Source organism: Halobaculum sp. MBLA0147, from assembly GCF_041361345.1.
Lineage (GTDB): Archaea > Halobacteriota > Halobacteria > Halobacteriales > Haloferacaceae > JAHENP01.
Window position 1 is genome coordinate 163,994 of sequence record NZ_JBGKAD010000003.1, and the last position, 26,753, is coordinate 190,746.

General features: G+C 71.2%; 23 protein-coding genes and 1 pseudogene. 12 read left to right on the forward strand and 12 right to left on the reverse strand.

Annotated elements, in window-relative coordinates; translation table 11 throughout:
- Positions 1-78 precede the first annotated feature (78 nt).
- Complete coding sequence (locus tag RYH80_RS17230) at positions 79-402, forward strand: hypothetical protein (RefSeq protein ID WP_370905322.1); 324 nt, start codon at positions 79-81, stop codon at positions 400-402.
- An 82-nt stretch (positions 403-484) separates the two neighbouring features.
- Here RYH80_RS17230 and RYH80_RS17235 read toward each other — a convergent pair whose 3' ends face one another.
- From RYH80_RS17235 to RYH80_RS17245, 3 genes are all read right to left on the reverse strand, one after another.
- Positions 485-925, reverse strand: a complete 441-nt coding sequence (locus tag RYH80_RS17235; RefSeq protein ID WP_370905323.1) for a type II toxin-antitoxin system VapC family toxin — start codon at positions 923-925, stop codon at positions 485-487.
- Complete coding sequence (locus RYH80_RS17240; protein ID WP_370905324.1) at positions 922-1,197, reverse strand: hypothetical protein; 276 nt, start codon at positions 1,195-1,197, stop codon at positions 922-924. Before RYH80_RS17240 ends, RYH80_RS17235 begins: the two co-directional genes overlap by 4 nt.
- An 841-nt stretch (positions 1,198-2,038) precedes the next feature.
- Positions 2,039-2,251: a hypothetical protein gene (locus tag RYH80_RS17245; protein WP_370905325.1), complete on the reverse strand. Its 213-nt coding sequence runs from the start codon at positions 2,249-2,251 to the stop codon at positions 2,039-2,041.
- 330 nt (positions 2,252-2,581) lie between these two features.
- Between RYH80_RS17245 and RYH80_RS17250 the strand changes: the two genes are divergently transcribed.
- The 11 genes from RYH80_RS17250 (at position 2,582) to RYH80_RS17300 (ending at position 14,391) form a co-directional block, all read left to right on the forward strand.
- On the forward strand, positions 2,582-3,856 hold the full coding sequence (locus tag RYH80_RS17250) for an argininosuccinate synthase (RefSeq protein ID WP_370905326.1): 1,275 nt from the start codon (positions 2,582-2,584) through the stop codon (positions 3,854-3,856).
- A gap of 6 nt (positions 3,857-3,862) precedes the next feature.
- The gene (argH, locus tag RYH80_RS17255; protein ID WP_370905327.1) at positions 3,863-5,425 is read left to right on the forward strand and encodes an argininosuccinate lyase; all 1,563 of its coding nucleotides are present in this window, start codon (positions 3,863-3,865) and stop codon (positions 5,423-5,425) included.
- 414 nt (positions 5,426-5,839) lie between these two features.
- Positions 5,840-6,010, forward strand: a complete 171-nt coding sequence (gene lysW / locus RYH80_RS17260; RefSeq protein ID WP_370905328.1) for a lysine biosynthesis protein LysW — start codon at positions 5,840-5,842, stop codon at positions 6,008-6,010.
- 2 nt (positions 6,011-6,012) lie between these two features.
- The gene (locus tag RYH80_RS17265; RefSeq protein ID WP_370905443.1) at positions 6,013-7,050 is read left to right on the forward strand and encodes a RimK family alpha-L-glutamate ligase; all 1,038 of its coding nucleotides are present in this window, start codon (positions 6,013-6,015) and stop codon (positions 7,048-7,050) included.
- Complete coding sequence (gene argC / locus RYH80_RS17270; RefSeq protein WP_370905329.1) at positions 7,047-8,180, forward strand: N-acetyl-gamma-glutamyl-phosphate reductase; 1,134 nt, start codon at positions 7,047-7,049, stop codon at positions 8,178-8,180. The genes RYH80_RS17265 and argC overlap by 4 nt, the downstream gene beginning before the upstream one ends.
- An 86-nt stretch (positions 8,181-8,266) precedes the next feature.
- Positions 8,267-9,352: an acetylglutamate/acetylaminoadipate kinase gene (locus RYH80_RS17275; protein WP_370905444.1), complete on the forward strand. Its 1,086-nt coding sequence runs from the start codon at positions 8,267-8,269 to the stop codon at positions 9,350-9,352.
- Between the two features lie 80 nt (positions 9,353-9,432).
- On the forward strand, positions 9,433-10,602 hold the full coding sequence (locus tag RYH80_RS17280) for an aspartate aminotransferase family protein (protein ID WP_370905445.1): 1,170 nt from the start codon (positions 9,433-9,435) through the stop codon (positions 10,600-10,602).
- Positions 10,599-11,837 (forward strand): [LysW]-lysine hydrolase, encoded by a 1,239-nt coding sequence (locus RYH80_RS17285; protein WP_370905330.1) that lies wholly within the window; start codon positions 10,599-10,601, stop codon positions 11,835-11,837. The genes RYH80_RS17280 and RYH80_RS17285 overlap by 4 nt, the downstream gene beginning before the upstream one ends.
- Positions 11,838-11,930: 93 nt before the next feature.
- Positions 11,931-12,929, forward strand: coding sequence for an ornithine carbamoyltransferase (argF, locus tag RYH80_RS17290; RefSeq protein WP_370905331.1), 999 nt, complete (start codon positions 11,931-11,933; stop codon positions 12,927-12,929).
- A 373-nt stretch (positions 12,930-13,302) separates the two neighbouring features.
- Complete coding sequence (tbsP, locus tag RYH80_RS17295) at positions 13,303-14,115, forward strand: transcriptional regulator TbsP (RefSeq protein ID WP_370905332.1); 813 nt, start codon at positions 13,303-13,305, stop codon at positions 14,113-14,115.
- A gap of 93 nt (positions 14,116-14,208) precedes the next feature.
- Positions 14,209-14,391, forward strand: a complete 183-nt coding sequence (locus RYH80_RS17300) for a DUF8595 family protein (RefSeq protein ID WP_370905333.1) — start codon at positions 14,209-14,211, stop codon at positions 14,389-14,391.
- Positions 14,392-14,429: 38 nt separating this feature from the next.
- On the opposite strand, the gene RYH80_RS17305 is transcribed toward RYH80_RS17300, so the two are convergent.
- The 9 genes and pseudogenes from RYH80_RS17305 to RYH80_RS17345 all read right to left on the reverse strand — a co-directional run bounded on the left by RYH80_RS17305 (position 14,430) and on the right by RYH80_RS17345 (position 26,371).
- Entirely contained in the window at positions 14,430-15,029 is a 600-nt protein-coding gene (locus RYH80_RS17305) for a flagellin (protein ID WP_370905334.1), read from the reverse strand.
- A 223-nt stretch (positions 15,030-15,252) separates the two neighbouring features.
- Positions 15,253-17,109, reverse strand: a complete 1,857-nt coding sequence (gene ilvD, locus RYH80_RS17310; RefSeq protein ID WP_370905335.1) for a dihydroxy-acid dehydratase — start codon at positions 17,107-17,109, stop codon at positions 15,253-15,255.
- 99 nt (positions 17,110-17,208) lie between these two features.
- Entirely contained in the window at positions 17,209-18,312 is a 1,104-nt protein-coding gene (locus RYH80_RS17315) for an isocitrate/isopropylmalate family dehydrogenase (RefSeq protein ID WP_370905446.1), read from the reverse strand.
- Between the two features lie 38 nt (positions 18,313-18,350).
- Entirely contained in the window at positions 18,351-19,049 is a 699-nt protein-coding gene (leuD, locus tag RYH80_RS17320; RefSeq protein ID WP_370905336.1) for a 3-isopropylmalate dehydratase small subunit, read from the reverse strand.
- A complete protein-coding gene (locus RYH80_RS17325; RefSeq protein WP_370905337.1) occupies positions 19,046-20,542 on the reverse strand; it encodes an aconitase family protein in 1,497 nt (498 codons plus the stop codon). Before RYH80_RS17325 ends, leuD begins: the two co-directional genes overlap by 4 nt.
- A gap of 77 nt (positions 20,543-20,619) precedes the next feature.
- A pseudogene (ilvC, locus tag RYH80_RS17330) lies at positions 20,620-21,750 on the reverse strand (ketol-acid reductoisomerase); the annotation flags it as partial.
- Between the two features lie 35 nt (positions 21,751-21,785).
- Positions 21,786-22,634, reverse strand: a complete 849-nt coding sequence (ilvN, locus tag RYH80_RS17335; protein WP_370905338.1) for an acetolactate synthase small subunit — start codon at positions 22,632-22,634, stop codon at positions 21,786-21,788.
- A complete protein-coding gene (ilvB, locus tag RYH80_RS17340; RefSeq protein ID WP_370905339.1) occupies positions 22,631-24,508 on the reverse strand; it encodes a biosynthetic-type acetolactate synthase large subunit in 1,878 nt (625 codons plus the stop codon). Before ilvB ends, ilvN begins: the two co-directional genes overlap by 4 nt.
- 567 nt (positions 24,509-25,075) lie before the next feature.
- Entirely contained in the window at positions 25,076-26,371 is a 1,296-nt protein-coding gene (locus RYH80_RS17345; RefSeq protein ID WP_370905340.1) for a LeuA family protein, read from the reverse strand.
- Positions 26,372-26,753 lie beyond the last annotated feature (382 nt).

Here is a 26,753-nt window from a genome sequence, read left to right on the forward strand (position 1 = left end):
CTGCCAGCCGTCGTCCCGCTTCTGTCGGTGATCTCCGCGCCGACAGGCTCAATCGGCTCGCGTTCGAACCGAGTCCCGATGGGCCAACGGACACTCGGCGGGGACGACCTCGGACCGCTCCGCGAGGCGTACCTGGAACGGGTCGAGGACCGCCTCCCGGCGCGGGCGCGAGCGGCCGGCGACTGGCCGATCCACGAAGACCACTGCTTCGCACGTGTCGTGTTGGACAACGTGTTCGGCGACGAGTGGTACGCCCACGTCGACGGCTCGCCGGCCTACGAGCGGCTCTCGCGGGCCGAGTTGGAACGGGCGGTCGACATCGCGGACCGGATGCTCTCGGAGGGCCGTCCCGCGGTGATCGAACTGAACGAGAAGTCGTTACGGTGGCGCGGCGAGCGGTGAGGGTGTCGAGGTGGCGGAGTGGTCGGACGGGTCCTCGTCGGGCCGTGTGCGACCGTGGTGTGACCGTCGAAACCGCGACCTCTCACCCGTCGACGACGGTCGCCGGTGAGAGCCGATCGGTGACGCCGTCGAAGTCGTCGTCGAAGCTGAGAACCGTGTCGAGATCGTGGTACTCGACGGTCGCTACCGTCACGGCGTCGGTGAAACTCAGTGTCTGATCGTCGTACGTCTCCTGGATCGCGACCGCGTCGTCGAAGACGGACCGAGACGTGTGCAACAGTTCGATCGCGTCTGGGTACCCGTCACCACGGAGCCGTCTTCCGACTTCCAGTCCGGCTTCTCGATCGCCGGTCCGTCGCTGGGTGAGAGTCACAACTTCGTCGTACACGTAGTCCGATGTCGTGATCCATCCGTACTGGTCGCTCTGGAGGACGACACGCAACGCGTCGGCGGCCGTCTCGTGTCGCGACGCGTCCGTGTCGTGGTGTGCGTAAAAGACGCCGGTGTCGACGAAGACACTCATCCGTAGAGGATGTCGTCGATGTCTGCTTCGTCCGTCTCCACGCCGGAGGAGACGGTTCCACTGTCGAACGCCTCGAACTCCGCGTCGGAGAGACTCGTCGAGACGTCTCGAAACGAGTCGACGAACTCACTACGGGAGTCGACGGCAGACTGGACGAGGCGCGCCAGCAACTCCTGTTGTGTGACCTTCTCTCCGGTCTTGAGTTTGATCTCCGCTTGGAGTTCCTCTAACTGGGACTTCGTCTCTTCGTCCATTTTGACTGCGGTCGCCATGTGGTCTCCCGTTGCAAGAGAAACCTAGTCAATGTTTCCACCGTCGATTGCAGATGCGACCCACCCGCTGCACCGACCGTTCGGTGTCCGATGCCGCAGTCGTGTCCCCAGGCCAGTCGCCACCCGTCGCCGGTACTCGCGGCGACGGCCGTCTCAACGAGTGCGACGCCCACCTGCGTCGGTGTCGCCGACACCGTCGACGCGGGTCACCTCCTCCTTACCCGACTCCCGGCGTCCGCGGGTGGGTCCGTCACGAGCGGAGTCGCTCCGGGCCGGGACCTCACCCTCTCGATCGCCAGGTGCAGACACCTCACCCCTCCGGGAGCCGAGAGCCGACACCACCCTACTCCGGTCGGGGCGAGCGACGGCAGGGGTCGGCGGGGACGACGCAGCTCGTCGGTGAACGCAGCCGATTCCGCGACACTGTGAGTGGCGCTCACACGACACGGTCTGTGTAGTTAGCGCCGTGATACTCCCCCGAGACGTGTGTCTGTAGACACGTGCTGGGGGAGATCAAGCGCCTCTTCGTCGGAACGGAGAGTACACGGGCGGTGGTCGAGTGTCGACACTGCGGTGTCTCGCACGACGAGCACGCCGAGAACTGTGTGCAGTGCGGCGGCGACGTGACCAGCTACGACGTGTAGCCACGAGCGGGTCGGAGTCGGGAGCCTCCGGGTCGAGCGCGGCGACACCCGTGCGACGACGAGACGGCGGCCGGCGGGCACCGGCCGAGTGGGACCGTCTCGGACCGCGGGTGTCGCGGGGGAGTCGTGGCTCTCGGGCGATCGAGACGAGGCCGCCGATCCACTCACGCGCGGTCGAGACTGGGTCACCGATCCACTCACGCGATCGGAACGAGACCGCCGAGCCACAGGAGTACCGGTACCGAGCCGGCGGCGGCGACGAGCCCGCCGTACACCCGTTCGCCGGCGGCGTGGACGCGGTAGCCGCAGTAAAGCGCCACCGTCCCGGCGAGTGGGAGGAGGAACACCAACGCGAGGACGGCCGCCGCCGTCCCGCCGAGTGCGTACCGCGTCGGTCTGGCTCGCGTCACGACCCTACGGTGGTGGGGTCACCCACTTCGGTCTTGCGGCCCCGCGACTCGCCCCCACCGAGCCACCGTCACCACCGCTCGGCAACGTTCGCGCCGGCACCACCATTTATGTACGTCCACTTCGGAATGTCACTCGATGTCGTACGGTGACTCCCGTAGCGTTCTCTCACGGGGCCCACGAGCCGTGCGACCGCGACCGGGCCGTTAGGCCCGATCGTACCATCCCTTCCAGACGGAGACCAGACCTCGACCGGCTAGCGTGCCGTGTATCATTAAATTACAATTTTTCAATCAGCAAATTTATACGGTGTGGCCCCGTCGACACGACCGATGACAGATCGCGTCGCGCTCGCGTTCAGCGGTGGGCTGGACACGACCGTCTGTGTCCCGCTGCTGGAAGAAGAGTACGGCTACGACGAGGTGATCGGCGTCACGGTAGACGTCGGGCAACCCGCCGCGGAGTTCGCGGAGGCGGAGGCGACCGCCGAGGCACTCGAGTTGGACCACCACGTCGTGGACGCGCGAGCCGCCTTCGCCGAGCAGTGTCTCGACGCGGTCCAGGCGAACGCCACCTACCAGGGGTACCCGCTCGGCACCGCGCTGGCGCGCCCGGTGATCGCCGCAGAGATCCTCGCGGTCGCCGAAGACGAGGACTGCGACGCGGTCGCGCACGGCTGTACCGGCAAGGGGAACGATCAACTCCGCTTCGAGGCAGTGTGGCGCACGAGCGACCTCGAGGTGATCGCCCCGGTCCGCGAGTTGGGACTCACCCGCGAGTGGGAGATCGACTACGCCGCCGAGCGCGACCTCCCGGTGGAAGGTGGCGACGAGGGTACCTGGTCCATCGACACGAACCTCTGGTCGCGCTCCGTCGAGGGTGGGGACCTCGAACACCCCGAGCACGTCCCCGGGACGGAGATCTACGCGTGGACGGACGACCCCGACGGCGACACGGAGACTGTCGAGATCGGCTTCGAGGCCGGCACACCCGTCTCGCTGGACGGCGAGACTCTCGCACCCGTCGCGTTGATCGAGACGCTGAACGAACTCGCCGGCTCCTACGGCGTCGGCCGGTCGGACCTGATGGAGGACCGCATGCTCGGGCTGAAGGTCCGCGAGAACTACGAACACCCCGCCGCGACGACGTTACTCGCCGCCCACGAGGGACTGGAGGGACTCGTCCTCACCCAGGAGGAACGCCAGTTCAAGACGCACGTCGACCAGCAGTGGGCCCAGAAGGCCTACGAGGGGCTGCTCGACGCGCCGCTCGTGGACGCACTGGAGGCGTTCCTGGCGGCGACGAACGAGCGCGTCACCGGCACCGTGACGATCCGGTTCGAGGGTGGACAGGCGCGCGTGGTCGGCCGCGAGTCCGAGTACGCCACCTACTCCGCGTCGGCGGCGTCGTTCGACACCGCGGCCGTGGGCGACATCGAACAAGCCGACGCCACCGGCGTCGCGAAGTACCACGGCTTCCAGAGTCGCCTCGCGAACGGCGCCGGGGTGGCGGCCGACGACACGGCGGACGACCAGACGCTCGCCGCCGACGGCGGTGGCGGCGTCACCACGGAAGACGACGGCACTACCGACACGACGGAGGAGTGACTCACGGTGACCGACGAGGCCCACGACGCGTCCGGGGCGGACTCGACCGGCGCAGAGACGACGGCGGCGGAGGCCGGAGCGGCAGCGGAAGACTCCAGCACGACGGGGAGTGTCGTCCGCGGCGAGCGGTTCCGCGGTGGGCCCGCGCGGTCGTTCCTGTCGAGTCTCGCGGCCGACGAGCGGATCTTCGCGGCCGACCTCGCCGTCGACCGCGCACACGTCGTGATGCTCGCCGAACAGGGAATCGTCGCGGAGGGCGTCGCGAGCGAGATCCTGACCGCACTCGCCGCCGTCGAGGCAGCCGGCCACGACGCCCTGCCCGAGGGTGAGGACGTCCACGAGGCGATCGAGTCGGCGGTGGTCGACCGCGTCGGCCCCGACGGCGGACGGATGCACACCGCTCGCTCGCGCAACGACGAGGTGGCTGCGTGTATCCGGTACCGGCTCCGCGAGGACCTGCTCGCGGCGGCCGAGGCGAGCGTCGGGTTGCGCGAGTCGCTGCTCTCGGTGGCGGAGTCACACGCCGAGACGGTGATGCCGGGGTACACGCACCTCCAGCCCGCACAGCCGACGACGGTCGCCCACTGGGCGCTGTCCTACGAGAACGCGGTGGCACGCGACACGAGTCGGCTGCTGGCGGCGTTCGCGCGGACGAACCGGTCGCCACTGGGCGCGGCCGCGTTCGCTGGCACGACCTTCGACGTGGACCGCGAGCGGACCGCCGCGTTGCTCGGCTTCGACGGCGTGGTGCGCAACGCCGCCGACGCCGCCGCCGGCCGCGACTTCCTCGTCGAGACGGTCGCCACGCTGGCGACGCAGGCGACCACGCTGTCGGGACTCGCGGCGGACACGCTGTTGTTCGCAAATCGGGGGTTGCTCACGCCCGCCGACGAGTACGCCTCGACCTCCTCGATCATGCCCCAGAAGGTGAACCCCGACACGCTGGAGTTGGTCCGCGCGACCGCTGGCGACGCCGTCGGCGGACTGACGGGGCTACTCACGACGTTGAAGGGGCTGCCGCGGGCGTACAACCGCGACCTGCAGCGCGCGACACCCCACGCCTGGGAGACGGTCGACGCCGTCACGGAGGCGACGGAGGTCGCCGCCGGTGCCGTCGCGACCGCGACGTGGCACGAGGAGGCGCTCGCGGCGGCGGCCGGCGAGGGGTTCGCGACGGCGACGGGTGTCGCGGATCTGTTGGCGCAGGCCGGCGTCCCGTTCCGGCACGCCCACGAGGCAGTCGCCGCGGCGGCGGCCGACGCGGAGGTGGCGCTGGCGGAGGGTGACACCGACGCCGCCGTCGCGGCCGTCGACGCGGCCACCGAGTCCGTCGTCGGCGAGCCCGCCACCACGCGGGTCGACGAGGCGACACTGCGCGCCGCGCTCGACCCCGTCGAGAGTGTGGCGAGTCGCGACTCTGCCGGCGGGCCCGCGCCGTCGGCGACAGCCGCGGAACGCGAAGCGGCACGGGCCGCGCTGGTCGCCGACCGCGAGTCGATCGCGGCGTGCCGGCAGGCACTCGCCGCCGCTGCGGAGACCCTCGACGCGGAGGTGAGCGGGTATGTCTGATCTGTGTCGGCGCGAGTTGGAGAAGCGCGGACTCGCCAGTCCCGACCGCGACGCCAGCGACGCCGGAGCGCTCGTCCGAGGACGGCGAGCGACTGCACTCCCGGCGCCGGCCGCGCCGGCCGTCCCGCTGCCGCCGCCCCGAGAGGGGCACACACTATCACACCACCGACGGCGACTGCACCTGCGACCGGGCGAGGACGGGCGAGCCCGTCAGCGACCGAGCGAGGCGGGACGACCACACCCGCGAACGGGCGGGCTCGGACGACTGCACTCGCGACCGGGAACGGCCCGACGACGAGGGTGTCACCGGTGGCACGACGACCGCGATATCACCGCCAGCGGCGCCTCTGCATGTTTATTTCATTAATTGAATACGACAAATTGAAGTAGTCTCCCGTCGGAGGTGGAGACGCGATGACCGAGGCAGACTGCGTCGAGTGTGGGGCGACACTGACCCTGCACGACGACTACGAGATCGGAGAGATCGTCGACTGCACCACCTGCGGCGTCGAGTTGGAGGTGCTGGACACCGAGCCGCCGGTCCTCGACGAGGCGCCCGAACTCGCCGAGGACTGGGGTGAGTGAGTGTGAAGCTCGGTCTCCTCTACTCCCGGATTCGGACGGGCGAGAAGCTGCTGTTGACCGAACTCCGCGACCGCGGCCACGAGGTCGTGAAACTCGACGTGCGCCGCACCACCTTCGGCGTCGACGACGGGGCTGCCGCGAGCGTCGAGACGAGCGGCGCGTCGACCACCGAGACGACCGGCAAAGGTGCCGCCGAGTCGACCGGCGAGACGACCGACGGGAGCAGTGGTGGGACGGACGACGGGACGACAGACACGCTCTCGACCGGCGACGCGGCGGCCACACTGTCGGACTGTGACCTGGTGTTGGACCGCTGTCTCGCCACCTCGCGGTCGCTGTACACCACCCAGTTCGCGGCGGCGTACGACCTGCCGGTGGTGAACACCCCCGACACGGCACGGGTGTGTGCCGACAAGGTGGAGACCAGCCTCGCGCTGTCGGCGGCCGGCGTCCCGACACCCGAGACGCGGGTGGCGTTCGACACCGACAGCGCCTTGGACGCCGTCGAGTCGCTCGGCTACCCGTGCGTGCTCAAGCCAGTCGTCGGCTCGTGGGGCCGGCTGCTCGCGAAACTGGAGGGGCGTGCCGCCGCGGAGGCTGTCCTCGAACACAAGTCGACGCTGGGTCACTACGAGCACGACGTGTTCTACGTCCAGGAGTTCGTCGAGAAACCCGGCCGGGACCTGCGGGTGTTGGTGCTCGGCGAGGAGCCCGTCGCCGCGATGGCGCGATCGGGCGACCACTGGGTCACGAACGCGAAGCGGGGCGCGGAGACGAGTGCGTTCGAGTTGGACGACCGGGCCGCCACGCTGGCGAGCGAGGCCGCCACGGCGGTCGGCGGCGGGCTGCTCGGCGTCGACCTGATGGAGACCGGCGACGGGTACACCGTCCACGAGGTGAACCACACCGTCGAGTTCGAGGCGCTCGCGGAGGCGACCGACGTGGACGTAGCCGCCACGGTGGTCGACTGGTTGGAGGCGCAGGCAACGGCCGAGGACGGCGACGCGGAGACGGACACGGAGGTGACGGCGACCGTATGACGGCGCTCGATCACGAGGAGAGCGACGACACGAAGGCCGGAGGGGCAGCAGACGACGCCGACAGCCACGACGCGACCGGCCACTCCAGCGAGAGCGACCAGTTCCACGCGACGGTGTTGGGCGGATCGGGGTACGCGGGCGGGGAGCTGTGTCGGCTCCTCGCGGATCACCCGCAGTTCGAGATCGACGCCGTCACCTCGCGCGAGTACGAGAACCGCTCGCTCGGGAGCGTCCACCCGAACCTGCGCGACCTCGACGTGCGCTTCTCCGACCCGACGGACCTCGCGGCGACGGACGTGTTGTTCGCCGCGACACCCCACGGGGTGACGATGGAGCAGATCGACCGGCTGCGCGACGTGGCCGACACCGTCGTCGACCTCTCGGCGGACTTCCGGCTCGCGGACGAGACGGCGTACGACGAGTGGTACGACGGCCACGCCGCCCCCGACCACCTAGAGGACGCCGTCTACGGACTCCCCGAGTTGACCCGCGAGCAGCTCCACGGCGCGGAGTTGATCGCCGCCGGCGGCTGTAACGCGACGGCGACGTTGCTCGGCCTCGCGCCGCTGGTCGAGGCGGACCTCCTGACGGCCGACGACCGCGTCGTCGTCGACGTGAAGGTCGGCTCCAGCGAGGGTGGTGCCGGCGGCGGCCGCGCCGCCAGTCACCCCGAGCGGTCCGGTGTGGTCCGCCCGTACGCGCCGACCGGCCACCGCCACCAGGCCGAGATCGAGTCCCTGCTGGGGATCGAGACGGCGTTCACGGCCCACGCGGTCGACACGACTCGCGGTGCGTCGGCGACGTGTCACACCTTCGTCGACCCCGTCTCGAAGCGAGACCTGTGGGACGCGTACCGCGACGCCTACGACGACGAGCCGTTCGTCGACCTCGTCGCCGGTGGGAGCGGCGTCTACCGCTACCCCGAGCCGAAGAGCGTCGCGGGGACGAACCGCGCGGAGGTCGGCTTCGAGGTCGACCCCGACGCGGGTCGCGTGATCGTGTTCGCCGCGCTCGACAACCTCGTGAAGGGATCGGCCGGACAGGCCGTCCACGCCGCGAACGTGGCCCTGGGCCTGCCCGAGACGACTGGCCTCGAACACCGCGGGCTCCACCCGGTGGGTGCGCCGTGACGGGAGACCACGAAGCGGACGTGGTGGACCACAGCCACGTCGACACGGCCTCGGACCCTGGCGTCCACCGCGCACCTGACGGGACGATCCGGTTCGCGGCCGACGGCGGCGAGACGGGCGATGCCGGCCTCGACCCGGACACGGTGGTCGTCAAGATCGGCGGCGCGGCGGCGGTCGACCCCGCGGGTGCGGTGACGGACGTGGCGCACCTCGTCGCCAACGGCGTCCGGGTGGTCGTCGTCCACGGCGGCTCGACGGCCGTCGACGAGACGCTCGGGGAGTTGGGGATCGAGCCGGAGTACGTCGAGACGCCGGACGGCGTCACCGGCCGGTTCACCGACGCCGAGACGATGCGGGCGTTCACGATGACGCTCGCCGGTGAACTGAACACGGATCTCGTCACGCAGTTCCGCGAGGCGAACGTCGACGCGGTCGGCCTCTCCGGTGTCGACGGCGGCCTGCTGACCGGCCCGCGGACCGGCACGGTCAGGGTCGTCGAGGACGGCCGCAAGAAGATCAGACGCGGCGACCACTCCGGCCGGATCGCGTCCGTCCGGACGGAACTGCTGGAGACGCTACTCGACGCCGGTCACGTCCCGGTGGTGACCGTCCCGATGCTCGCGACGGACGAGGGCGGAGGTGCGAGAGCCGGAGACCGTGCCTCGGCGGCCGAGAACGAGGATGCGGCGGCAGGCGACGACGGGTCGGCGGGAGACGACGGCGGATCGACGGCAGGCGACGGCGCGACCGAGACTCGCGACCTCCTGCCGGTCAACACCGACGCGGACCGCGCCGCGGCGTCCGTCGCCGGGGCGCTGGACGCGCCGCTCGTCGCGCTGACGGACGTGCGGGGCGTCTACGCCGACCCCGACAACCCGGAGACGCTGATCGAACACGTGGAGACGGGGGAGGCGTTCGCCGCGCTGGAGGCGGCCGCAGAGGGGTTCATGACCCGCAAGGTGATGGCGGCCGAGGCGGCGCTGTCGGCCGGATCGCCCGCGGTGGTAATCGGCGACGCGAACGTCCGCGACCCGGTGATCGCCGCGCTCGGCGGCGACGGCACCAGAGTCGACCGGGCGGCGGTCGTCGACGAGGCCGGTGCAGGTGAATCCAGTGCCGGCGAGTCGAGCGCCGACGAGACGACAGACGAGTCCGCGGAGGTGGAGTCGTGACCCGTGCCCCACACACGGACGACGGCGAGTCGATCCGTGGTGAGGCTAGCGACCGCCTCGTTCCAGACGGCGGGACGGCGGTGGGTGCCGACGAGGCGACCGCGGGCGAGGACGGCGAGGGGTTCGTCTTCTCGGAGAAGCCGCTGGAGATCGTCGGCGGCGACGGCGTCCACCTCCACGACGCCGACGGGACGGCGTACCTCGACGCCGGCGCGGCGTACGCCTGTGCGCCAATCGGACACTGTCACCCGGCAGTCGTCGAAGCCGTGCAGACCCAAGCCGAGGAGTTGCTGTACGTCCAGGCGTCGTACCCGACGCCGACGCGGACGGAGACGTACGCGAGACTCGGCGCGCTCGCCCCAGGCGACTGCTCGAAGGTGTGGCTGTGTAACTCCGGGACCGAGGCGGTCGAGGCGGCACTGAAGTTCGCGCGCTCCGCGACCGGCCGGACGAAGGTGATCGCGGCGAAGGGTGCCTTCCACGGCCGGACGATGGGCGCGCTGTCGCTGACGTGGAAGCCGAAGTACCGCGCGGGGTTCGACCCGATCCCGCGTGGGGTGCAGTTCGTCCCGTACGGAGACGAGGCGGCGCTCGCGGACGCGGTCGACGACGACACCGCCGCGGTGTTCCTCGAACCGATCCAGGGGGAGGGCGGTATCCACCCGGCGAGCGACGACTACCTCCAGACGGCCCGCGAGGTGACCGCCGAGCGCGGCGCGGCGCTGGTGTGTGACGAGATCCAGACGGGACTGGGCCGCACCGGGGATCTCTGGGCCTGTGAACACGCCGGAATCGTCCCGGACGCGGTGACGACGGCGAAGGGGGTCGCCTCCGGACTCCCGCTCGGGGCGACACTGTGTGCCGACTGGCTCGCGGAGGGTGCGGGCGACCACGGCTCGACGTTCTCGGGGAACCCGCTCGTCTGTGCGGCGGCCGACGCGACCGTCGACACGATCGTTGAGGAGAGTCTCGCGAGTCACGCCGCCGACGTGGGCGCGTACCTCCGCGAGCGGCTGACGACGGCCGCCGAGACGCACGACCTCCCGATCCGCGAGGTACGCGGCCGCGGGCTGATGCTCGGCGTGCAGGTCCGCCGCGGCGCGAACCGGACCCTGAAGCAGTTGGCACTCTCCGAACGGGTGTTGGCGCTCCCGGCGGGCCGCACCGTCGTGCGCCTGCTCCCGCCGCTGACGATCGAACGGCACCACGCCGACCGGATCGTGGACGCACTCGTGGAGGTGTTGTCGTGACCGACACCGACGCCACGGCAGCGGAGACCGGTCGGGACGATGGGGACGGCGAGACGGAAGCCGGTCGCGAGAGTGACCGCACCGAGACGCCGGACTCCGGGGCCGACACCCTCGCCGTCGACGAGTCGGCACTGACGACGCCGGCTCGCGAACTGCTCGCCGACCTCGTCGCCACACCCTCCGTCTCCGGCGACGAAGAGGCAGTCGCAGACCGGCTCGCGGCGTTCTTCGCGGACCGGGACCGCTCGGTCCGGATCGACGCGGTCGGCAACGTCCGCGCACCCGCACCGGACGCGGCGCCGGGCGAGGACGTGTTGCTCACGTCGCACCTCGACACCGTCCCGGGTGAAGTGCCGGTCCGCGTCGAGCGCGTGCCGGTCGCGGACGCCCGCTGGGGCGGCGATCCTGCGGTCGACGACTCGCGAGAGACGGTCCCAGAACTGTGGGGTCGTGGATCGGTCGACGCGACCGGGCCGCTGGTCGCGCTGGCCGCCGCTGCCGTCGAGACGGGGGCGTCGTTCGTCGGCGTCGTCGGCGAGGAGACGGACTCGCGTGGCGCACGGCACCTCGTCGACGACCGCCCCGCGCCTGCCGCCGTCGTGAACGGCGAACCCTCCGGCTGGGACGCCGTCACGCTCGGCTACCGCGGGTTCCTCCGGGCGCGCTACGAGGTGACGACGGACGCCGTCCACTCCTCGCGGCCGGAGCCGAACGCGATCCAGCACGCGACGGACTGGTGGCGGCGCGTGTCGGAGAGCGTCGGCGACACGGCGGAGACGGCACCCGGCAGCGTCTTCGAGTCGGTGACGGCGACGCCCGTGCGGATCGACGGCGGGCCGACCGACGACGGCCACGCCGTCGCCGCGACCGTCGCGGCGGAGTTCCGCGTGCCGCCGACGACGACACCGGACGCGATCCGCGACCGTGTCGCCGCCGAGACCGACCGCGGTGACCTGACGTGGACGGAGTCGATCCCGCCGACGACCGCCAGTCCGCGGACGGAGTTGGCGCGGGCGTTCCGTGTCGCCGTCCGCGGCGCGGGTGGCGACGTGCGGCTGCTCCGGAAGACCGGGACGGCCGACGCGAACCTCTTCGCGGCGGCGTGGGACGCGCCGGTCGTCACCTACGGTCCCGGCGACTCCGCGCTGGACCACACCGCCGACGAGCGGGTGCCGCTCCCGGAACTCGACCGCGCGGCGGGCGTCGCCGCGACCGCCGTCGAGCGACTGCGATAGGGGCCTCCGCCCCGACTCTCTCCTCACCCCGCCGACGCTCCGACTCGACCGTACACCACCTAGAGAACACACCACACTCACACGATCCGACAGATGACTGCACTCACACCTGACGACACGACGCCACCTGGGTCCACACACGAGGAGCAAGACGAGGCGAGCGGCCCTCACGACGCCACCAACCCGACACACTTCACCCACGTCGACGACCTCTCGGCGGGGACAGTCGAGCGACTACTCGACCGTGCGGCGGTGCGCGCCGAGGACCCGTCCGACTCGCCGCTGTCTGAGCGAACGGTCGCGTTGCTGTTCGAGAAACCCTCGACGCGGACGCGGGTGTCCTTCGAGACGGGACTGACGCGCCTCGGGGGGCACGCGCAGTTCCTCGGCCCGGACGACCTCCAGTTGGGTGCCGGCGAACCACTCCGAGACACGGCGCGGGCGCTGTCGGGGTACGTCGACGGGATCGTCGCCCGGCTGTTCGACCACGAGGACCTCGAGACGCTGGCCGAGTACGCGACCGTCCCGGTCGTGAACGGGCTCACCGACGCCGCGCACCCGTGTCAGACACTCGCGGATCTGCGGACGCTCCAGCAGACCGTCGGTCTCGACGCCGCGGTGACGTGGGTCGGGGACGCGAACAACGTCGCGCGGTCGCTCGCCGTCGGCTGTGCGCTGCTGGGCGTCGACCTCACGCTCACGACGCCCGCGGCCCACGGGTTCGACGAGGGGTTCCTGGACCGCCTGCCCAGTGTCGCCGACGGCGGGCCGACCCCGACGGTCACGAGCGACCCCGAGTCCGCGGTCGCCGGTGCCGACGCCGTCTACACGGACGTGTGGATCAGCATGGGCGAGGACGCCGCCGGCGACAAGCGCGCCGCGTTCGAGACGGGTGGGTTCCAGCTCGACGCGGACCTCCTCTCGCTGGCGGCCGACGACGCCGTCTGTCTCCACTGCCTCCCCGCGCACCGTGGCGAAGAGATCACCGACGCGGTGTTGGAGGGGCCCCAGTCCGTCGTCTGGACGCAGGCGGAGAACAGACTCTACACCCAGGAGGCGCTCGTGGAACACCTCGTCGCGAGTAAGGAGTGACCCTCACCAGACACCCCCGTGACGCGGAGCCCAGGTGTCACCTCCACCTCCCGTGACGCGGAGCCCAGGTGTCACCTCCACCCCCGTGACGCAGAGCCCAGGTGTCACCTCCACCCCCGTGACGCGGAGCCCAGTGTCACCTCCACCCCCGTGACGCGGAACCCAGTGTCACCTCCACCCCCGTGACACAGAGCCCAAGTGTCGTCTCCACGTCCGGCGGCGTGGAACGGGTCGTCGGCTACACGGCCTGCAGCGTGGAATCGAGTTCGACCGCACCGCGTGTGTGCGAATTCCGAACCCCCGTAGATGTATTTCAGCGAGAGACACGACTCGTCAATATTATATTCCCTACCCTACTGAAGCCGAACGATAGATGTCGGAGTACGATCACGTCGGCGACAGATCGGCGGTCGTCGCGTCGGTGTTGGGGGACGCGGAGGGACCGGTGCTGATCGTCGATCCGGACGTTCGGCTGTTGGAGACCGTCGTCGCACACGCGGTGACGACGGAGGTCGGAGCGCAGATTCGACTACTGGCGACCGAGACCGTGCTGAAGGCGGTTCGGGACGACTTCCCGGTCGCGGCAGACACGGCCGACCTCGTCGAGGACGGCACGTTGGAGGTACGCACGCTCTCGGAGGCGACGTCGAACACCCTGTTCGTGACGGACGACGACGTGTTCGCCGTCGTCGGAACCGCGACGGACGCGGCGGCGTTGACGGCAGAAGACGACGAGTTCGTCGCGGACGTCAACGAGACGTACGGCGAGCAGTTCGAGACCGCCGAGCCGTTCGACCTCCGGACGCCGGGTCGTACTCGGATGCTGGAGACGCTGACGGAGGAACTCGGCGAGGCGGCCGCCGACGACTTCGCGGCGGTGCTAGGTGAACCGGGTCACAGTCCGTCCGGCGACCCGGTCGACGGCGTCGCGCTGTCGCTGCTCGTCGCGGCACGTCACGAGGCACAGCTGTACACCGTCAGTCACTGGGGCGAGGACGTGGGGCTCGCCTCGCGTGCGACGTTCTCGCGCGAGAAGACGGAACTGGAGGACGACGGCATCCTCACCACCGAGAAGGTGCCGACGGACGTGGGTCGCCCACGCCTCCGACTGCTGTTGGCCGACGAGGAACTCGCGGCCGCCGACGACGAGACGTTCGTCGAGCTGGTGACGGAACTGCTGACCTGATCGCCGCGGTCCCGACCCGCTTCGGACGCGGATTCTCGCGGCGCCGTGATCCTCGCCAGTCGGAAGTGTCTCCCCGTCGTGTCGACACACGTCGTGTCCAGTGAACGACAGGCGACGAGATCCCACCTCGACGAGTTGGACGACGGCTGTGGCTGTACGGAAGTGTGGGAACACGTCAGCGAGCGACGCACAGAGCGCCAGACGACCGCCGGAGACGAGGAGACCGAAGAGAGCGAGTCGACGGGTAGCGGAGACGACGAGACTGCGTCCGAGTGACCGCAGGCTGCGTCTCCCGGCGTGGCGGCCGGAGTCCGTCACCCCGGCCCGCCCGACAACTCGACGACCGCCCTCGAGCCGAGCGGATCGGGGACGAACAACTCCACCGTCGTCGTCGCGCCGTACGGCGTCGTGATCCGGACTTCGGCGCGTTCACCGCGGGCGAGCCCGCCGTCGCCGGTCTCGATGGCGGCCACGTCGATGGTGAGGACGATCCGGTCGCTCTGCTCGGTCAACACCGTGTCGTCGCCGCGCAACGCGACCGTCGAGAAGGAGACTGCGTCCGCCGACCCCTCCGTGTACCCGAGTGCGGCGGTCCTGCTCCCGTCGTACACGACCGTCGCCCGCGTGAGGTTGAGATCGGACGCTCCCGGCGCGGGACCGAGTTGTAACTGGACCGTCGTGACGCCGCCACCGCCGTCGGTGTCCACCTCGCCCAACTTCCCGTGGACGAGGACACCGCCGTTGACCCGCTGTTGTGCGGCCCGCCCGGCCTCCTCGCCGCGCGTCCCGAGGACGCCGGCCGACTGCAACAACAGTCCGGCCGCGACGGACCCGACGACGATCAGCGCCAGGAAGACGAGCAACGTCCCGAGTCCGATCTGTGACCGGTCGGACCGTCCCTCCCCGTCGCGCACAGAATCGCGTACGATAACTGGGTTGTTAAACCTATCCTCCCGACGGGTCGGCGCCCAACCGGGGGAGAGAACTGGAGCGTAGCGACCGTCACACGAGTGTTCGCCGAGAGGCGGCTCGTCGGTGCCGACTCGACGCGCGGGAGACCCTCGTCGGTTCGGTCGTTCGTGTCCGACACACGACAGCCGTCTGTCGGACGCCCGCGCTCCCTGTTCGGACGCGAGACTACCGCTTCGCGCCCGGGTCCGTGACCGCTCCGTGGGCGGCCGAGCCGAACGCGCGGCCGTACTTCGCGAGCACGCCGGTCTCGTAGTCGGGGTCCGGGCGCTCTCGGTCGGCGAGGCGGCGCTGGATCTCGCTCTCCGAGAGGCCCACGTCGAGCCGGCGGTTCGGCACGTCGACGGTGACGGTGTCGCCGTCTTCCACGGCCGCGATGGGGCCGTCGGCGGCCGCCTCCGGAGCGACGTGCCCCACCATCGGTCCTCGCGTGGCACCCGAGAACCGGCCGTCGGTCAGGAGTGCCACGTCGTCCTCGTGGCCCTGCCCGACGACGGCCGCCGTCACACCCAGCATCTCGCGCATCCCCGGCCCGCCGCGTGGCCCCTCGTTGCGGACGATCAGCGTGTCGCCCGACTGGAGGTTGCCGTCTTGGACCCACGCCATCGCGGACTCCTCGTCCTCGAACACCCGCGCGGGGCCCTGGTGGTACAGTTCGTCGTCGCCGGTCACCTTCAGCACGGCCCCGTCCGGCGCGAGACTCCCGTCCAAGATCACGATCGCTCCCTCCTCGTGGATCGGGTCGTCCAGCGGCCGGACGACGGACTCGTCGACGGCTTCGTCCGCCGGCAGGTCGAGCCGGGCGAGCTCCTCGCGGACCGTGTTGCCGGTCACCGTCTGGGCGTCGCCGTGGAACAGGTCCGCTTGGATCAGGCGGCGGATCACGACCGGGACACCACCCTGTCGGTGGAGGTCCGCCATCACGTACGTCCCGCCAGGGCGGAGGTTGGCGACGTGGGGCGTCCGGCGCGAGATCTCGTCGAAGTCGCCGATCTCCAGCTCCACGCCGGCCTCGGCGGCCAACGCCAGCAGGTGTAAGACGGCGTTCGTCGAGCCGCCGACCGCCACCTGGAGCGCGATGGCGTTCTCGAACGACTCTCGCGTGAGCACGTCCGAGGGTGTGTGGTCCGTCTCGATACAGTGGAGCACGGCCTCGCCGGCCCGCCGGGCGACATCGAGCCGTTCCTCTGTCACGGCCGGTGCGGTCGCGGAGCCGAGCGGTGCGAGGCCCAGTCCCTCCGAGACGGTCGCCATCGTGTTCGCGGTGTACATCCCGGCACACGACCCGGCGCCGGGACACGCCTGGTGTTCCAACTCGTCGAGTTCGGCCCGGGAGAGGTCACCCTCCGCGTGGGCACCGACCGCCTCGAACACGTCCTGGATCGTCACGTCGTCGCCGTCGAACTCGCCCGGGAGGATGGTCCCGCCGTAACAGAACACCGTCGGCAGATCCGTCCGGATGGCGGCCTGCATCATCCCGGGGAGGTTCTTGTCGCAACCCGCGACGGTGACCAAGGCGTCCAGCGACTCCGCGAAGGCGACGAGTTCCACGCTGTCGGCGATCACCTCCCGCGAGATCAGCGACGCCTTCATCCCCTCGGTCCCCATCGAGATGGCGTCGCTGACGGTGATCGTCCCGAACTCGACGGGCATCCCGCCGGCCGCCTCGATCCCCGCGACGGCGGCGTCGGCCACGTCGTCCAAGTGGACGTTACACGGCGTCACGTCCGCCGCGGGGTTGGCGACGCCGACCATGGGCGCGGCGAGGTCGTCGTCGTCGTACCCCATCGCCCGGAACATCGCGCGGTGGGGTGCGCGGTCCGCGCCCTCGGTCACGGCCGCGCTCGGGAGGTCCGGGTCCTTCTGCGGCCGTGGCGCGTCCCCGGTCGTGTCTCGATCCGGCCGCTGGTCGGCGCGCTGGTCCGTCACTCCGTCTGCGCGCTGGTCCGTCGCCCGGTCCGTGCGCTGTTCGCTCGCTCGATCCGCCCTCTCGTTCGCCTCGCCGTCCGTGTCTTGACTACTCATGCTCGCAGGTGTCTCCGTGGTCGCTCGCGTCTGTCGGCGCCGGGTCGGCGCCGCCTCGGTTCCGTTCTGTGCTCCGTGGCACACTCCGTTCCACGCCGATCACAGTCGCTCCACCACCGCGTCCGTGACCGCCTCGGTGCTCGCGTCGCCGCCGAGATCCGGCGTGTGTGGCCCCTCGACCAGCGTCTCGTGGATCGCACTCCGGACGCGCTCGGCGGCGCCGGGCTGGCCGACGTGCTCCAACAGCATCGCCGCCGAGAGGATGGTCGCCGTCGGGTTGGCGACGCCCTCGCCCGCGATGTCCGGCGCGGTGCCGTGGACTGGCTCGAACAGGCCCCCGTCGCGGCCGACGTTCGCGGACGGGAGCAGTCCGAGTCCCCCGACGAGTCCCGCCGCCAGGTCCGACAGTACGTCCCCGGCGAGGTTCGGTGTCAGGATCACGTCGTACGCCTCGGGGTGCTGGACCAACTCCGTCGCGAGCGCGTCCATCAGTGCCGTGTCGTAGGTCGTCGTGTCGGCGGTCGCCGTGTCGGCTCCCGTCGTGTCGTCCCGACGCGCCGAACTCCCTCCACCCGTCGCTGCTGCCGCGTCTCCGTCTCCCTGTCCGCGCTCGGCGGCGACCGCCGCGACGGCGTCGAGGAACTGCCCGTCCGTCTCGCGCATCACGTTCGCCTTGTGCGCGACCGTGAGCCGCGCGTCCCGTTCCGCGGCGTACGCGAACGCGAACTCCGCGATCCGCCGCGAGGCGGCCTCGGTGACCACGCGCGTCAGCGTCGTCACCCCGTCGGCGACGCGATTCTCGATCCCGCTGTAGACGCCCTCCGTGTTCTCGCGGACGATCACGAGATCCGTCTCCGGCGCGCGGGCCTCGACGCCCGGGTAGGCGCGGGCCGGGCGGACGTTGGCGAAGGAGCCGACCGCCTCGCGCAGCGGGAGGATCACGTCCGCGGCCGTCTCGCCGGCCGCGCCGAACAGGACGGCGTCGGCCGCCGCCGCGCGGTCGTACACGGTGTCCGGGAGCGGGCGCCCGGTCTCGGCCGCCACCGCGTCGCCCGCGCGGGCCGTCTCGAACGACAGCGCTGCGTCTGTCGCCGCCAGGACCCGCACCGCCGCCGGCACCACCTCGCGGCCGACCCCGTCCCCCTCGACGACCAACACGTCCGCCGGGCGGTCGTCCGAGTCGGTCGGATCGGCGTTCGCCACCGCCGATCCCCCGTCCACCGACTGCGACTCGAACCCAGTCACGAACCACCACTCCCGGCTGGGTCGCTCACAGTGTCGACGTACGGCAGCTCCGCGGCGGTCTCGCGGACAGTCTCGAGGTTCGCACGCAACATCGCCGTCGTGTCCCACTGCCCGTCGAGCAGGGCGTTTCGGGTGGCGTCGTCGATCTCGACACTGACCGCGTGGTCGCCGTACGTCACCCGTTCGGCCCGAACGTCGATCCGCACCGGCGCGTCCGGGTTCGCGGCGACGAACTCGCGGAGCTCGTCGACGGTCTCGCGGTCGGCGGTGACGGTCGGCACACCGAGCGCGGCGCAGTTGTCCGCGAAGATCTCGGCGAAGGAGACGCCGACGATCCCGCGGATGCCCCACCGGAGCAGCGCCTGCGGCGCGTGTTCCCGCGAGGAGCCACAGCCGAAGTTGTCGCCGACGACGAGCACCCGCGCGTCGGCGTGTTCCGGCCTGTCGAACGGGTGGTCGCCCAGCTGGCCGTCCGCGTCGCGGCGCTCGTCGTAGAAGACGTACTCGCCCATGTCGTCGAAGGTGACCTCCTTGAGGAACCGCGCCGGGACGATCTGGTCGGTGTCCACGTCGTCGCCGGGCAGTGGGAGTCCCGGGCCGACGACGTGCTCGACCGACTCGCCGCTCGTCGGACGCTCGGCACTGCCGCTCGTCGGGCGGTCGGGACGCGCGGTCGCGTCCGACGCGTCCGTCACGCCACCACCTCCCGCGGGTCGACGATCGCGCCGGTCACGGCGCTGGCGGCGACCGTCGCCGGACTCGCCAACACCGTCGTCGCCGCCGTCGACCCCTGTCGGCCGACGTAGTTGCGGTTCGACGCGGAGACGCACACCTCGTCGCCGACGAGTTCGTCACCGTTCATCGCCAGACACATCGAACAGCCCGCCTGGCGCCACTCGAAGCCGGCCGCCCGGAACACCTCGTCGACGCCCTCCGCCTCCAGTCGGGCGCGGACGCGCTCGGACCCCGGCACCGCGACGGCGCGCACGTCGTCCGGCACGGTGTGACGAACCGTCGGCCGGACGACACCGCCGTCGCTCGCCGCCCGCGCGTCGTCGCCCGCCGACTCGGCCGGGACGACCGGGTCGCCGCCGGTCAACACGCGCGCCGCAGCACGGAAGTCGGAGGCACGGCCGTTCGTGCAAGTGCCGAGGAACGCCACGTCGACCGGCGTCCCGCGCATCGGCTCGCCCGGTGTCGCGCCGGTGTGTGCCTGTGCCTCGCGAGCCGCCGCGGCCTCGTCGTCCGGCAGGTCCGCGGGGTCCGGTACCGGTTCGTCGACCCCGACGGCCTGTGCCGGCGTGGTGCCCCACGTCACCGTCGGCTGGATCGCGTCGGCGTCGATCTCGACCACGTCGTCGTACGTCGCGTCGTCGTCGCTCTGCAGCGCCAGCCACTCCGCGGCGCGTTCCTCGAAGGCTTCGCCCTCCGGCGCGAACGGGCGGCCACGCAGGTACTCCACGGTCGTCTCGTCGGGTTCGACGTAGCCCGCTCGCGCGCCGCCCTCGATGGACATGTTACACAGCGCGAGGCGACTCTCCACGTCCAACTCGCGGATCGCCTCGCCGCCGTACTCGTACACGTAGCCGACGCCGCCGTCGACACCCAGCCGGCGGATGACGGTGACGATCAGGTCCTTCGCCGTCACCCACTCGTCCAGCGAGCCGGTCACCTCGATCCGGCGCACGTCGCGCTTCTCGGCGGCGATACACCCAGTGGCGAGCACGTCGCGGATCTGCGAGGTGCCGATCCCGACGCCGATGGCGCCCACGGCCCCGTGGGTCGCCGTGTGTGAGTCGCCGCACGCGACGGTCATCCCCGGACGTGTGAGGCCCTGTTCGGGGGCGACGACGTGGGTGATCCCCTGCCGCTCGTCGCCCAGTCCGAAGAACCGCACTCCGGCGTCCGCGACGTTCTCCTCCAACGCGGACAGCATCGTCTCCGCCTGGTCGTCGGCGAGCGGCCGGTCGCGTTCGGTAGTCGCCGTCGGCACGACGTGGTCCGTCGTCGCGACGGTTCGTTCCGGGAAGGCGACTTCCAGGTCTCGCTCGCGGAGCATCCCGAACGCCTGCGGACTCGTCACCTCGTGGACCAGGTGGAGCCCGACGAACAACTGGTCGCGCCCGTCGGGGAGTTCGGCCACCTTGTGGCGCTCCCACACCTCGTCGTACAGTGTGCCCTCGCTCATACCGCGTCCGCCTCCGGCGGGTCTCGGGTCTGGTCGTCCTCGCCGTCCGCCGCGTCGTCGGGCGTCCCCGTCGTGGTCTCCTCCCCGTCGGCCTCGCCGGGCGTCTGGGTCGCGCCGTCCGTCGGAGCAGCGGCGTTGTCGCTCCACGCGAACAACTCGCGGAGTTCCGCGCCGACCCGTTCGATCTCGTGTTCGCGGGCGGCGGTGCGGTGCTGCCCGTACGCCGGGCGCCCGGCCCGGTTCTCCGTGATCCACTCGCGGGCGAAGGTGCCGTCCTGGACCTCCTCCAGCACCGTCTCCATGTTCTCGCGGACCTCCTCGTCGATCACGTCGTCGCCGCGGGTGAGCCCGCCGTACTCCGCCGTGTCGGAGACGGAGTCCCACATCCCCGAGGTGCCACCCTCGTACAGGAGGTCGACGATGAGCTTCAGTTCGTTCAGACACTCGAAGTACGCCATCTCGGGGCTGTAGCCGGCGTCGACGAGCGTCTCGAACCCGGCCTCGATCAGCTCCGTGACGCCGCCGCACAACACCGCCTGCTCGCCGAACAGGTCCGTCTCCGTCTCCTCGCGGAACGTCGTCTCCACGACGCCGGCTCGCGTACACCCGATACCGGCGGCGTACGCCAGCGCCCGCTCGTGTGCCTCGCCCGTCGCGTCGCGGTACACCGCCAGCAGCCCGGGTGTCCCCTCGCCGCGGCGGTAGTCGCGCCGGACGATGTGGCCCGGGCCCTTCGGCGCGACCATCGTCACGTCCACGTCCTCGGGTGGTTCGATCTGGTCGTAGTGGACGTTGAACCCGTGGGCGAACTGGAGGGTGTCGCCGGTGTCCAGTTCCGGCGCGATCCGCTCGTACACGTCCGGTTGGGCGGTGTCGGGGACGAGCAGCGAGACGACGCTGGCCTCCCTCGCGGCGGCCGTCGGCGTCTCCACGCGGAGTCCGTCCTCCCGGGCCGCGGGGCGGGAACTCGACCCCTCGCGCAGGCCGACGATCACGTCCACCCCGCTGTCCGCGAGGTTCTGGGCGTGGGCGTGGCCCTGCGAGCCGTACCCGATCACCGCGACCGTCTCGCCGGCGAGGGACGAGGGGTCCGCGTCCGCCTCGTAGTAGATCTCCGTGTCGGTCGCGCCGCTCGTCCCGGTCGTCGTCTGCGTGTCGGTCGCCTGCGTTGCGTCTGCCGTCGTGTCGTCCGTGTCGTGTGTCGTCATGAGTGTCGTGTCGTGGTGTGTTCTCGGCCGATCCGTCACTCCTCGTCCGCCGGTGTCGGCGGCGGACCGTCGGGAGCGTCGCCGGTCACGCGCTTCGGCTCGCGGGCTTCCGTCGCCGTCTCGACGTCGCGTGTGTCCGTCTCGTCGCGTGTCCCGGTGTGGTCCGTCGTGCCGTCGGGGTCGAAGTCCGTCGGCGCGGCGCCGTGGTCGGCGTCGTCGAACACCGTCTCGGCGCCGCGGCCCAGCGCGGTCGTGCCGGTGCGGGACACCTCGCGGACGCCGAACCGGCCGAACGCGGCGACGGCGTCGTCGATCTCCCGTTCCGTGCCGGTCACCTGCACCGTCGCCGCCGTCGGCGACACCGAGACCACCTCGGCGTCGTGCATCGTCGCCAGCGCCTCCACCTCGCCCGGCGCCGTACAGTCCACCTTCACCAGCGCCAGCTCGCGCTCGATCGGCTGGTCCGCCAGTCCGCGGACCGTGTGGACCGACTCCAGCCCGGCGAGTTGTTTGCGAGCCTGTTCGACCCCCGGGCCGGACTCGTCGACGACGATCGTCATCCGGGCGTAGGCGTCGTCCGCCGTCGGGCCGACGGTGAGACTCTCGATGTTGAACATCCGCCGCGAGAACAGCCCCGCGACGGCCGAGAGCACGCCGGGGTCGTGGTCGACGACCGCCGACAGCGTGCGCCGCTCGCGGCCCCGTTCCGTCGCCGCGGCGTCCGCCAGCCGCACGCCCTCGTCCGTCCGCGCGCCGCTGCGGTCCGGGCGCTCGTCGGGCGCCGGTCCCGGGAGACTCCCGTCCGCGGGGCGGTCGCCGGAGCGGTCGGGCTCCGCACGGGTCGCGGACAGCGGGACGCCACCCAGCGTCTCCTCGTCGGTCACAGGTGGTCCTCCGTCAGGGCGAACTCGTCGTTCGCGCCGCCGCCGGCGACCATCGGGAACACCTTCTCCTCGGGGTCGACGTGACAGTCCACGACCGCCGGCCCGTCCGTGTCGAGCGCGGCCCGCACCGTCTCGGCGGTGCCGTCGTACTCCGTCAGTCGGACCCCCTCGGCGCCGAACGCCTCCGCGAGCGCGGCGAAGTCCGGCACCCACGGGTACTCCGAGGCCATCCGGCGACCCTCGTAGAAGCCGTCCTGCCACTGGCGGACCATCCCGACCGCCTCGTTGTTGAGCACGAAGACGGTGAGATCGAGCCCCTCGCGCACCGCGACCGACAGCTCCTGACACGTCATCAGGAACGAGCCGTCGCCGTCGAAACACACCACCTCGCGGTCCGGCGCGGCCGTCGCCGCCCCGACGGCGGCCGGGAGCCCGTACCCCATCGTCCCGAGCCCGTGCGAGGAGACGAACGTGCGCGGCTCGCGGAACGTCCAGTACTGGGCCGCCCACATCTGGTGTTGCCCGACGCCGGTGGTGACGATGGTGTCCTCGGGGGTCGCCTCGTCGACCGCCTCCACGACGAACTGCGGTTTGATCGCCTCGTCCGGCGGTGCGGCGTAGGTCAGCGGGTACTGTTCGCGCCACTCGGCACACCGCTCGCGCCACCCCTCGGTGTCCGGCGACGCCGGGAGTGCGTCCGCGACCCGCGACAGCACGCGCGCGGCGTCCCCGACCAGCGGGTAGTCGGCGTGGACGTTCTTCGAGATCTCCGCCGGGTCCACGTCGACGTGGACCACCTCGGCGTCGGGCGCGAAGGTGGACACGTCACCCGTCAGTCGGTCGTCGAACCGCGTCCCGACCGCGAACAGCAGGTCACAGTGCGTGATCGCGGCGTTCGCGTACCCGGTGCCGTGCATCCCGGCCCACGAGAGACACAACTCGTCGTCCTCCGGGAACGCGCCGATCCCTGGCATCGTCGTCACGACCGGGACCTCGTGGGTCCGCGCCAGCTCGCGGAACTGCGCCGTCGCCTCGCCCGCGATCACCCCGCCGCCGGCGAGCAACAGCGGTCGCTCGGCGTCCGCCAGCGCCCGCGCGGCGCGCTCGACCGCCGGGTCCGGCGGACTCGGGAGTCCCTCCGACTCCGGCGACCGCGTGGGGCCGTCGGGGGTCGCGTCTGGGGAGGTCGAGTCGTCGTCCACGGTCGGCGACTCGGTGGTCTCCGCCTGCGTGACGTTCTTCGGGAGGTCGACCAGCGTCGGTCCCTGTCGCCCCGCGGCCGCCAGCGACACCGCCTCGTCGACGGTGTCACCGACTGCGTCGGGGTCCGTGGCCATGTAGTTCGCCTTCGTCACCGGCGTCGTGACGCCGACGGTGTCCGTCTCCTGGAACGCGTCGCCCCCGACGAGGTCCGTCGGCACCTGCCCGGTCAACGCGACCAGCGGGTCCGAGTCCATGTCCGCGTCCGCGAGGCCGGTCACGAGATTCGTCGCGCCCGGCCCCGAGGTGGCGAGGCAGACACCCGGCTCGCCCGTCACCTGCCCGTAGGCGTCGGCCGCGTGGGCGGCCCCCTGCTCGTGGGCCATCGTGACGTGTCGTGCGTCCGTGTCGTACAGGGCGTCGTAGACGGGCATGATCGCACCCCCCTGCACGCCGAACAGTGTGTCGACCCCGGCGCGTTCGAGGGCCGCGACCGCCGCCTCGGCACCGGTCGTCGGCGTCGCGTGCGCTCCGGTGTCGTCGGAGTCGAGTTCGTCTCTCTTCGTCTCGCCGCCTCCGTGTTCGCCTCCCGTCTCGGGTGGGTCCGGCGTCTCGGCGGTCTCCCGGGTCTCTCTCGTCTCTGCCGCTGCCGCACCGGGGCTCCCGTCCGTCATCGCTCACCCCCGCGATACGAGCCGCGTGTCGGTCGCGGACCACGCGGTGTGGTCCGACTGTGCCGGTCCGTCGTCGCAGTGCGTCGTGTGTACATCGTCGCTGTCGTCTCGGTCGTGTCGCGTCGGCCGTGTCGGTCGACTGCGGCGGTGCTCGGCGGTCGGTCGCCGCCGTGTCGGTGCGTGACTCGAGTGGTCCGTGCGGCCAGACGGTCGCCCGGATCGACGGGTCGCGTCGGGCGAGCAGTGCGTCGTCGCGAGACACGAGCGGTGTGTCGTCGCGTCGGGCGAGCAGTGGGTCGCCGTCTGGCGATCTGGAGCCGGAGAATCGAGGTGGGTGTGGGCGGGGCTAGGCGGCCCCTACGACGACACGACCGAGCGTCCGGGCGGCGCTGCTCGCGCCGCCGGAGCGTGCTCGTCTGCGTGTGTCGTCTGCGGTCACACCCACCCGTCGCCCCGTCGGAGTGATAAATCCCCGTGGCGTGGCAACGTTTTCCAGCCGGCAGCGGCCGAACCGCCGGGTGGCTCGTCTCCCGTACCCGCCGACTCCCGACCGCGGATCGGGGCGACTCACTCGCCGCGAACACGCTCCTCCTCGGACACGGACTCCGTGGTCCGTGTCGCGCCGGTCTCCTCGGCGAACGCCACCAGATCCGCCTCGGTGACCCGCTCGTCGCCGGCGGCACGCTCCTTGACGCGGCTGGTGACCGTCGCCACCTGCTCGTCGGTCGGGTCGAAGCCGATCTCCGTCATGCGCTCGCGGACGGCGTGGCGGCCAGTGTGTTTCCCGAGCACCAGCTCGCGGTCGGTGCCGACCGTGTCCGGGCCCATCACCCCCGGCTCGAACGTGGCGGCGTTCTCGATCACGCCGGCGGCGTGGATGCCGCTCTCGTGGGCGAACGCGTTGTCACCGACGACGGGCTTGTTCGCCGGCACCCGCACGTCGCTGTGCCGTTCGACCGTCGCCGAGAGGTCGCTCAGCGCCCGGGTGTCGATCCCGGTGTCGACGCCGTACAACCCCTCCAGCGCCATCACGACCTCCTCGTAGGCGGCGTTGCCGGCGCGTTCGCCGATCCCGTTGACCGACACCTGCGCCTGGTCGGCACCCGCCTCGAAGCCGGCCAGCGCGGTCGCCGTCGCCATCCCGAAGTCGTCGTGCGTGTGCACGTCGATCCGGGCGTCCGTGTGGCTCGCGACCGTCTCGATCAGGTCCCGGAACCGGGCCGGCGTGGCGACACCGCAGGTGTCCGGCACGTCGATCCAGTCGACACCCGCCTCGGTGACCGCCTCCACGACCTCGATCAGGAACGACCGCTCCGTGCGGGTCGCGTCCATCGGCGAGAACATCACCTCGACGCCCGCCTCCTTCACCCGCTCGACGGCCGCGACAGAGCGCTCGACGGCCTCGGCTCTGGTCGCGTGCATCGAGTCGGCGAGCTGTACGTCACTCGTCGAACAGAACACGTGGACCACGTCGACACCCGCCGCGAGCGCGGCCTCGACGTCGTCGTCGACCACGCGAGCGAGTCCGCACACGTCCGCGTCGACCGCGCTCGCCACGTCGGCGACCGCGCGGAACTCCGCGTCGGAGTTGACCGGGAAGCCGGCCTCGATCACGTCCGTCGCCGCGGCGTCGAGTGCCGCGGCGATCTCGCGTTGGTCGTCGTACGAGAACGAGGTGCCCGGCGACTGCTCCCCGTCTCGCAGCGTCGTGTCGAAGATCCGTGCGTCGTCTACCTCGGTCCGGTCACGCAGTGTGCCCGCCGAGAACTCGATCCGCCGGGGTGGCCGACGAATCCTCCGTGTCGAACATGACGACTGTGCCCACGCCCCAGGGGGTATTGAACACGCGGACCGGCGCAACACTTTCGCCGAGTGTGAGACGTTTCGACGACTCCGTTTCGAGTCGGTGTTCTCGTCGACTCCATTTCGAGTCGGTGTACCGACGACTTCGTGGCGAGTGAGAGTTTCCGACGACTTCGGGGCGAGTGAGTGTGCTCGACCACACGCAGTAGTGGCTCTCGGCGCGTCACCGTGCGACCGCCTGGAGGGCCGAGAGAGGTACGGTACGACGACGGGCAGGCGACCCGGCGACCGGCGCGTCGAGTCGGGGGGAGAGGGAGGGGCTCGACGCGCGGTGGGGTGTCGGCGGGGCGGAGGACACCCGTTCGCGGTCGCCGGGAACCCGCACCTCGCGGGTCCGTGGCCCTGCCGTCGCATCCACACGTACCGTCTCTCCCCACTCCAC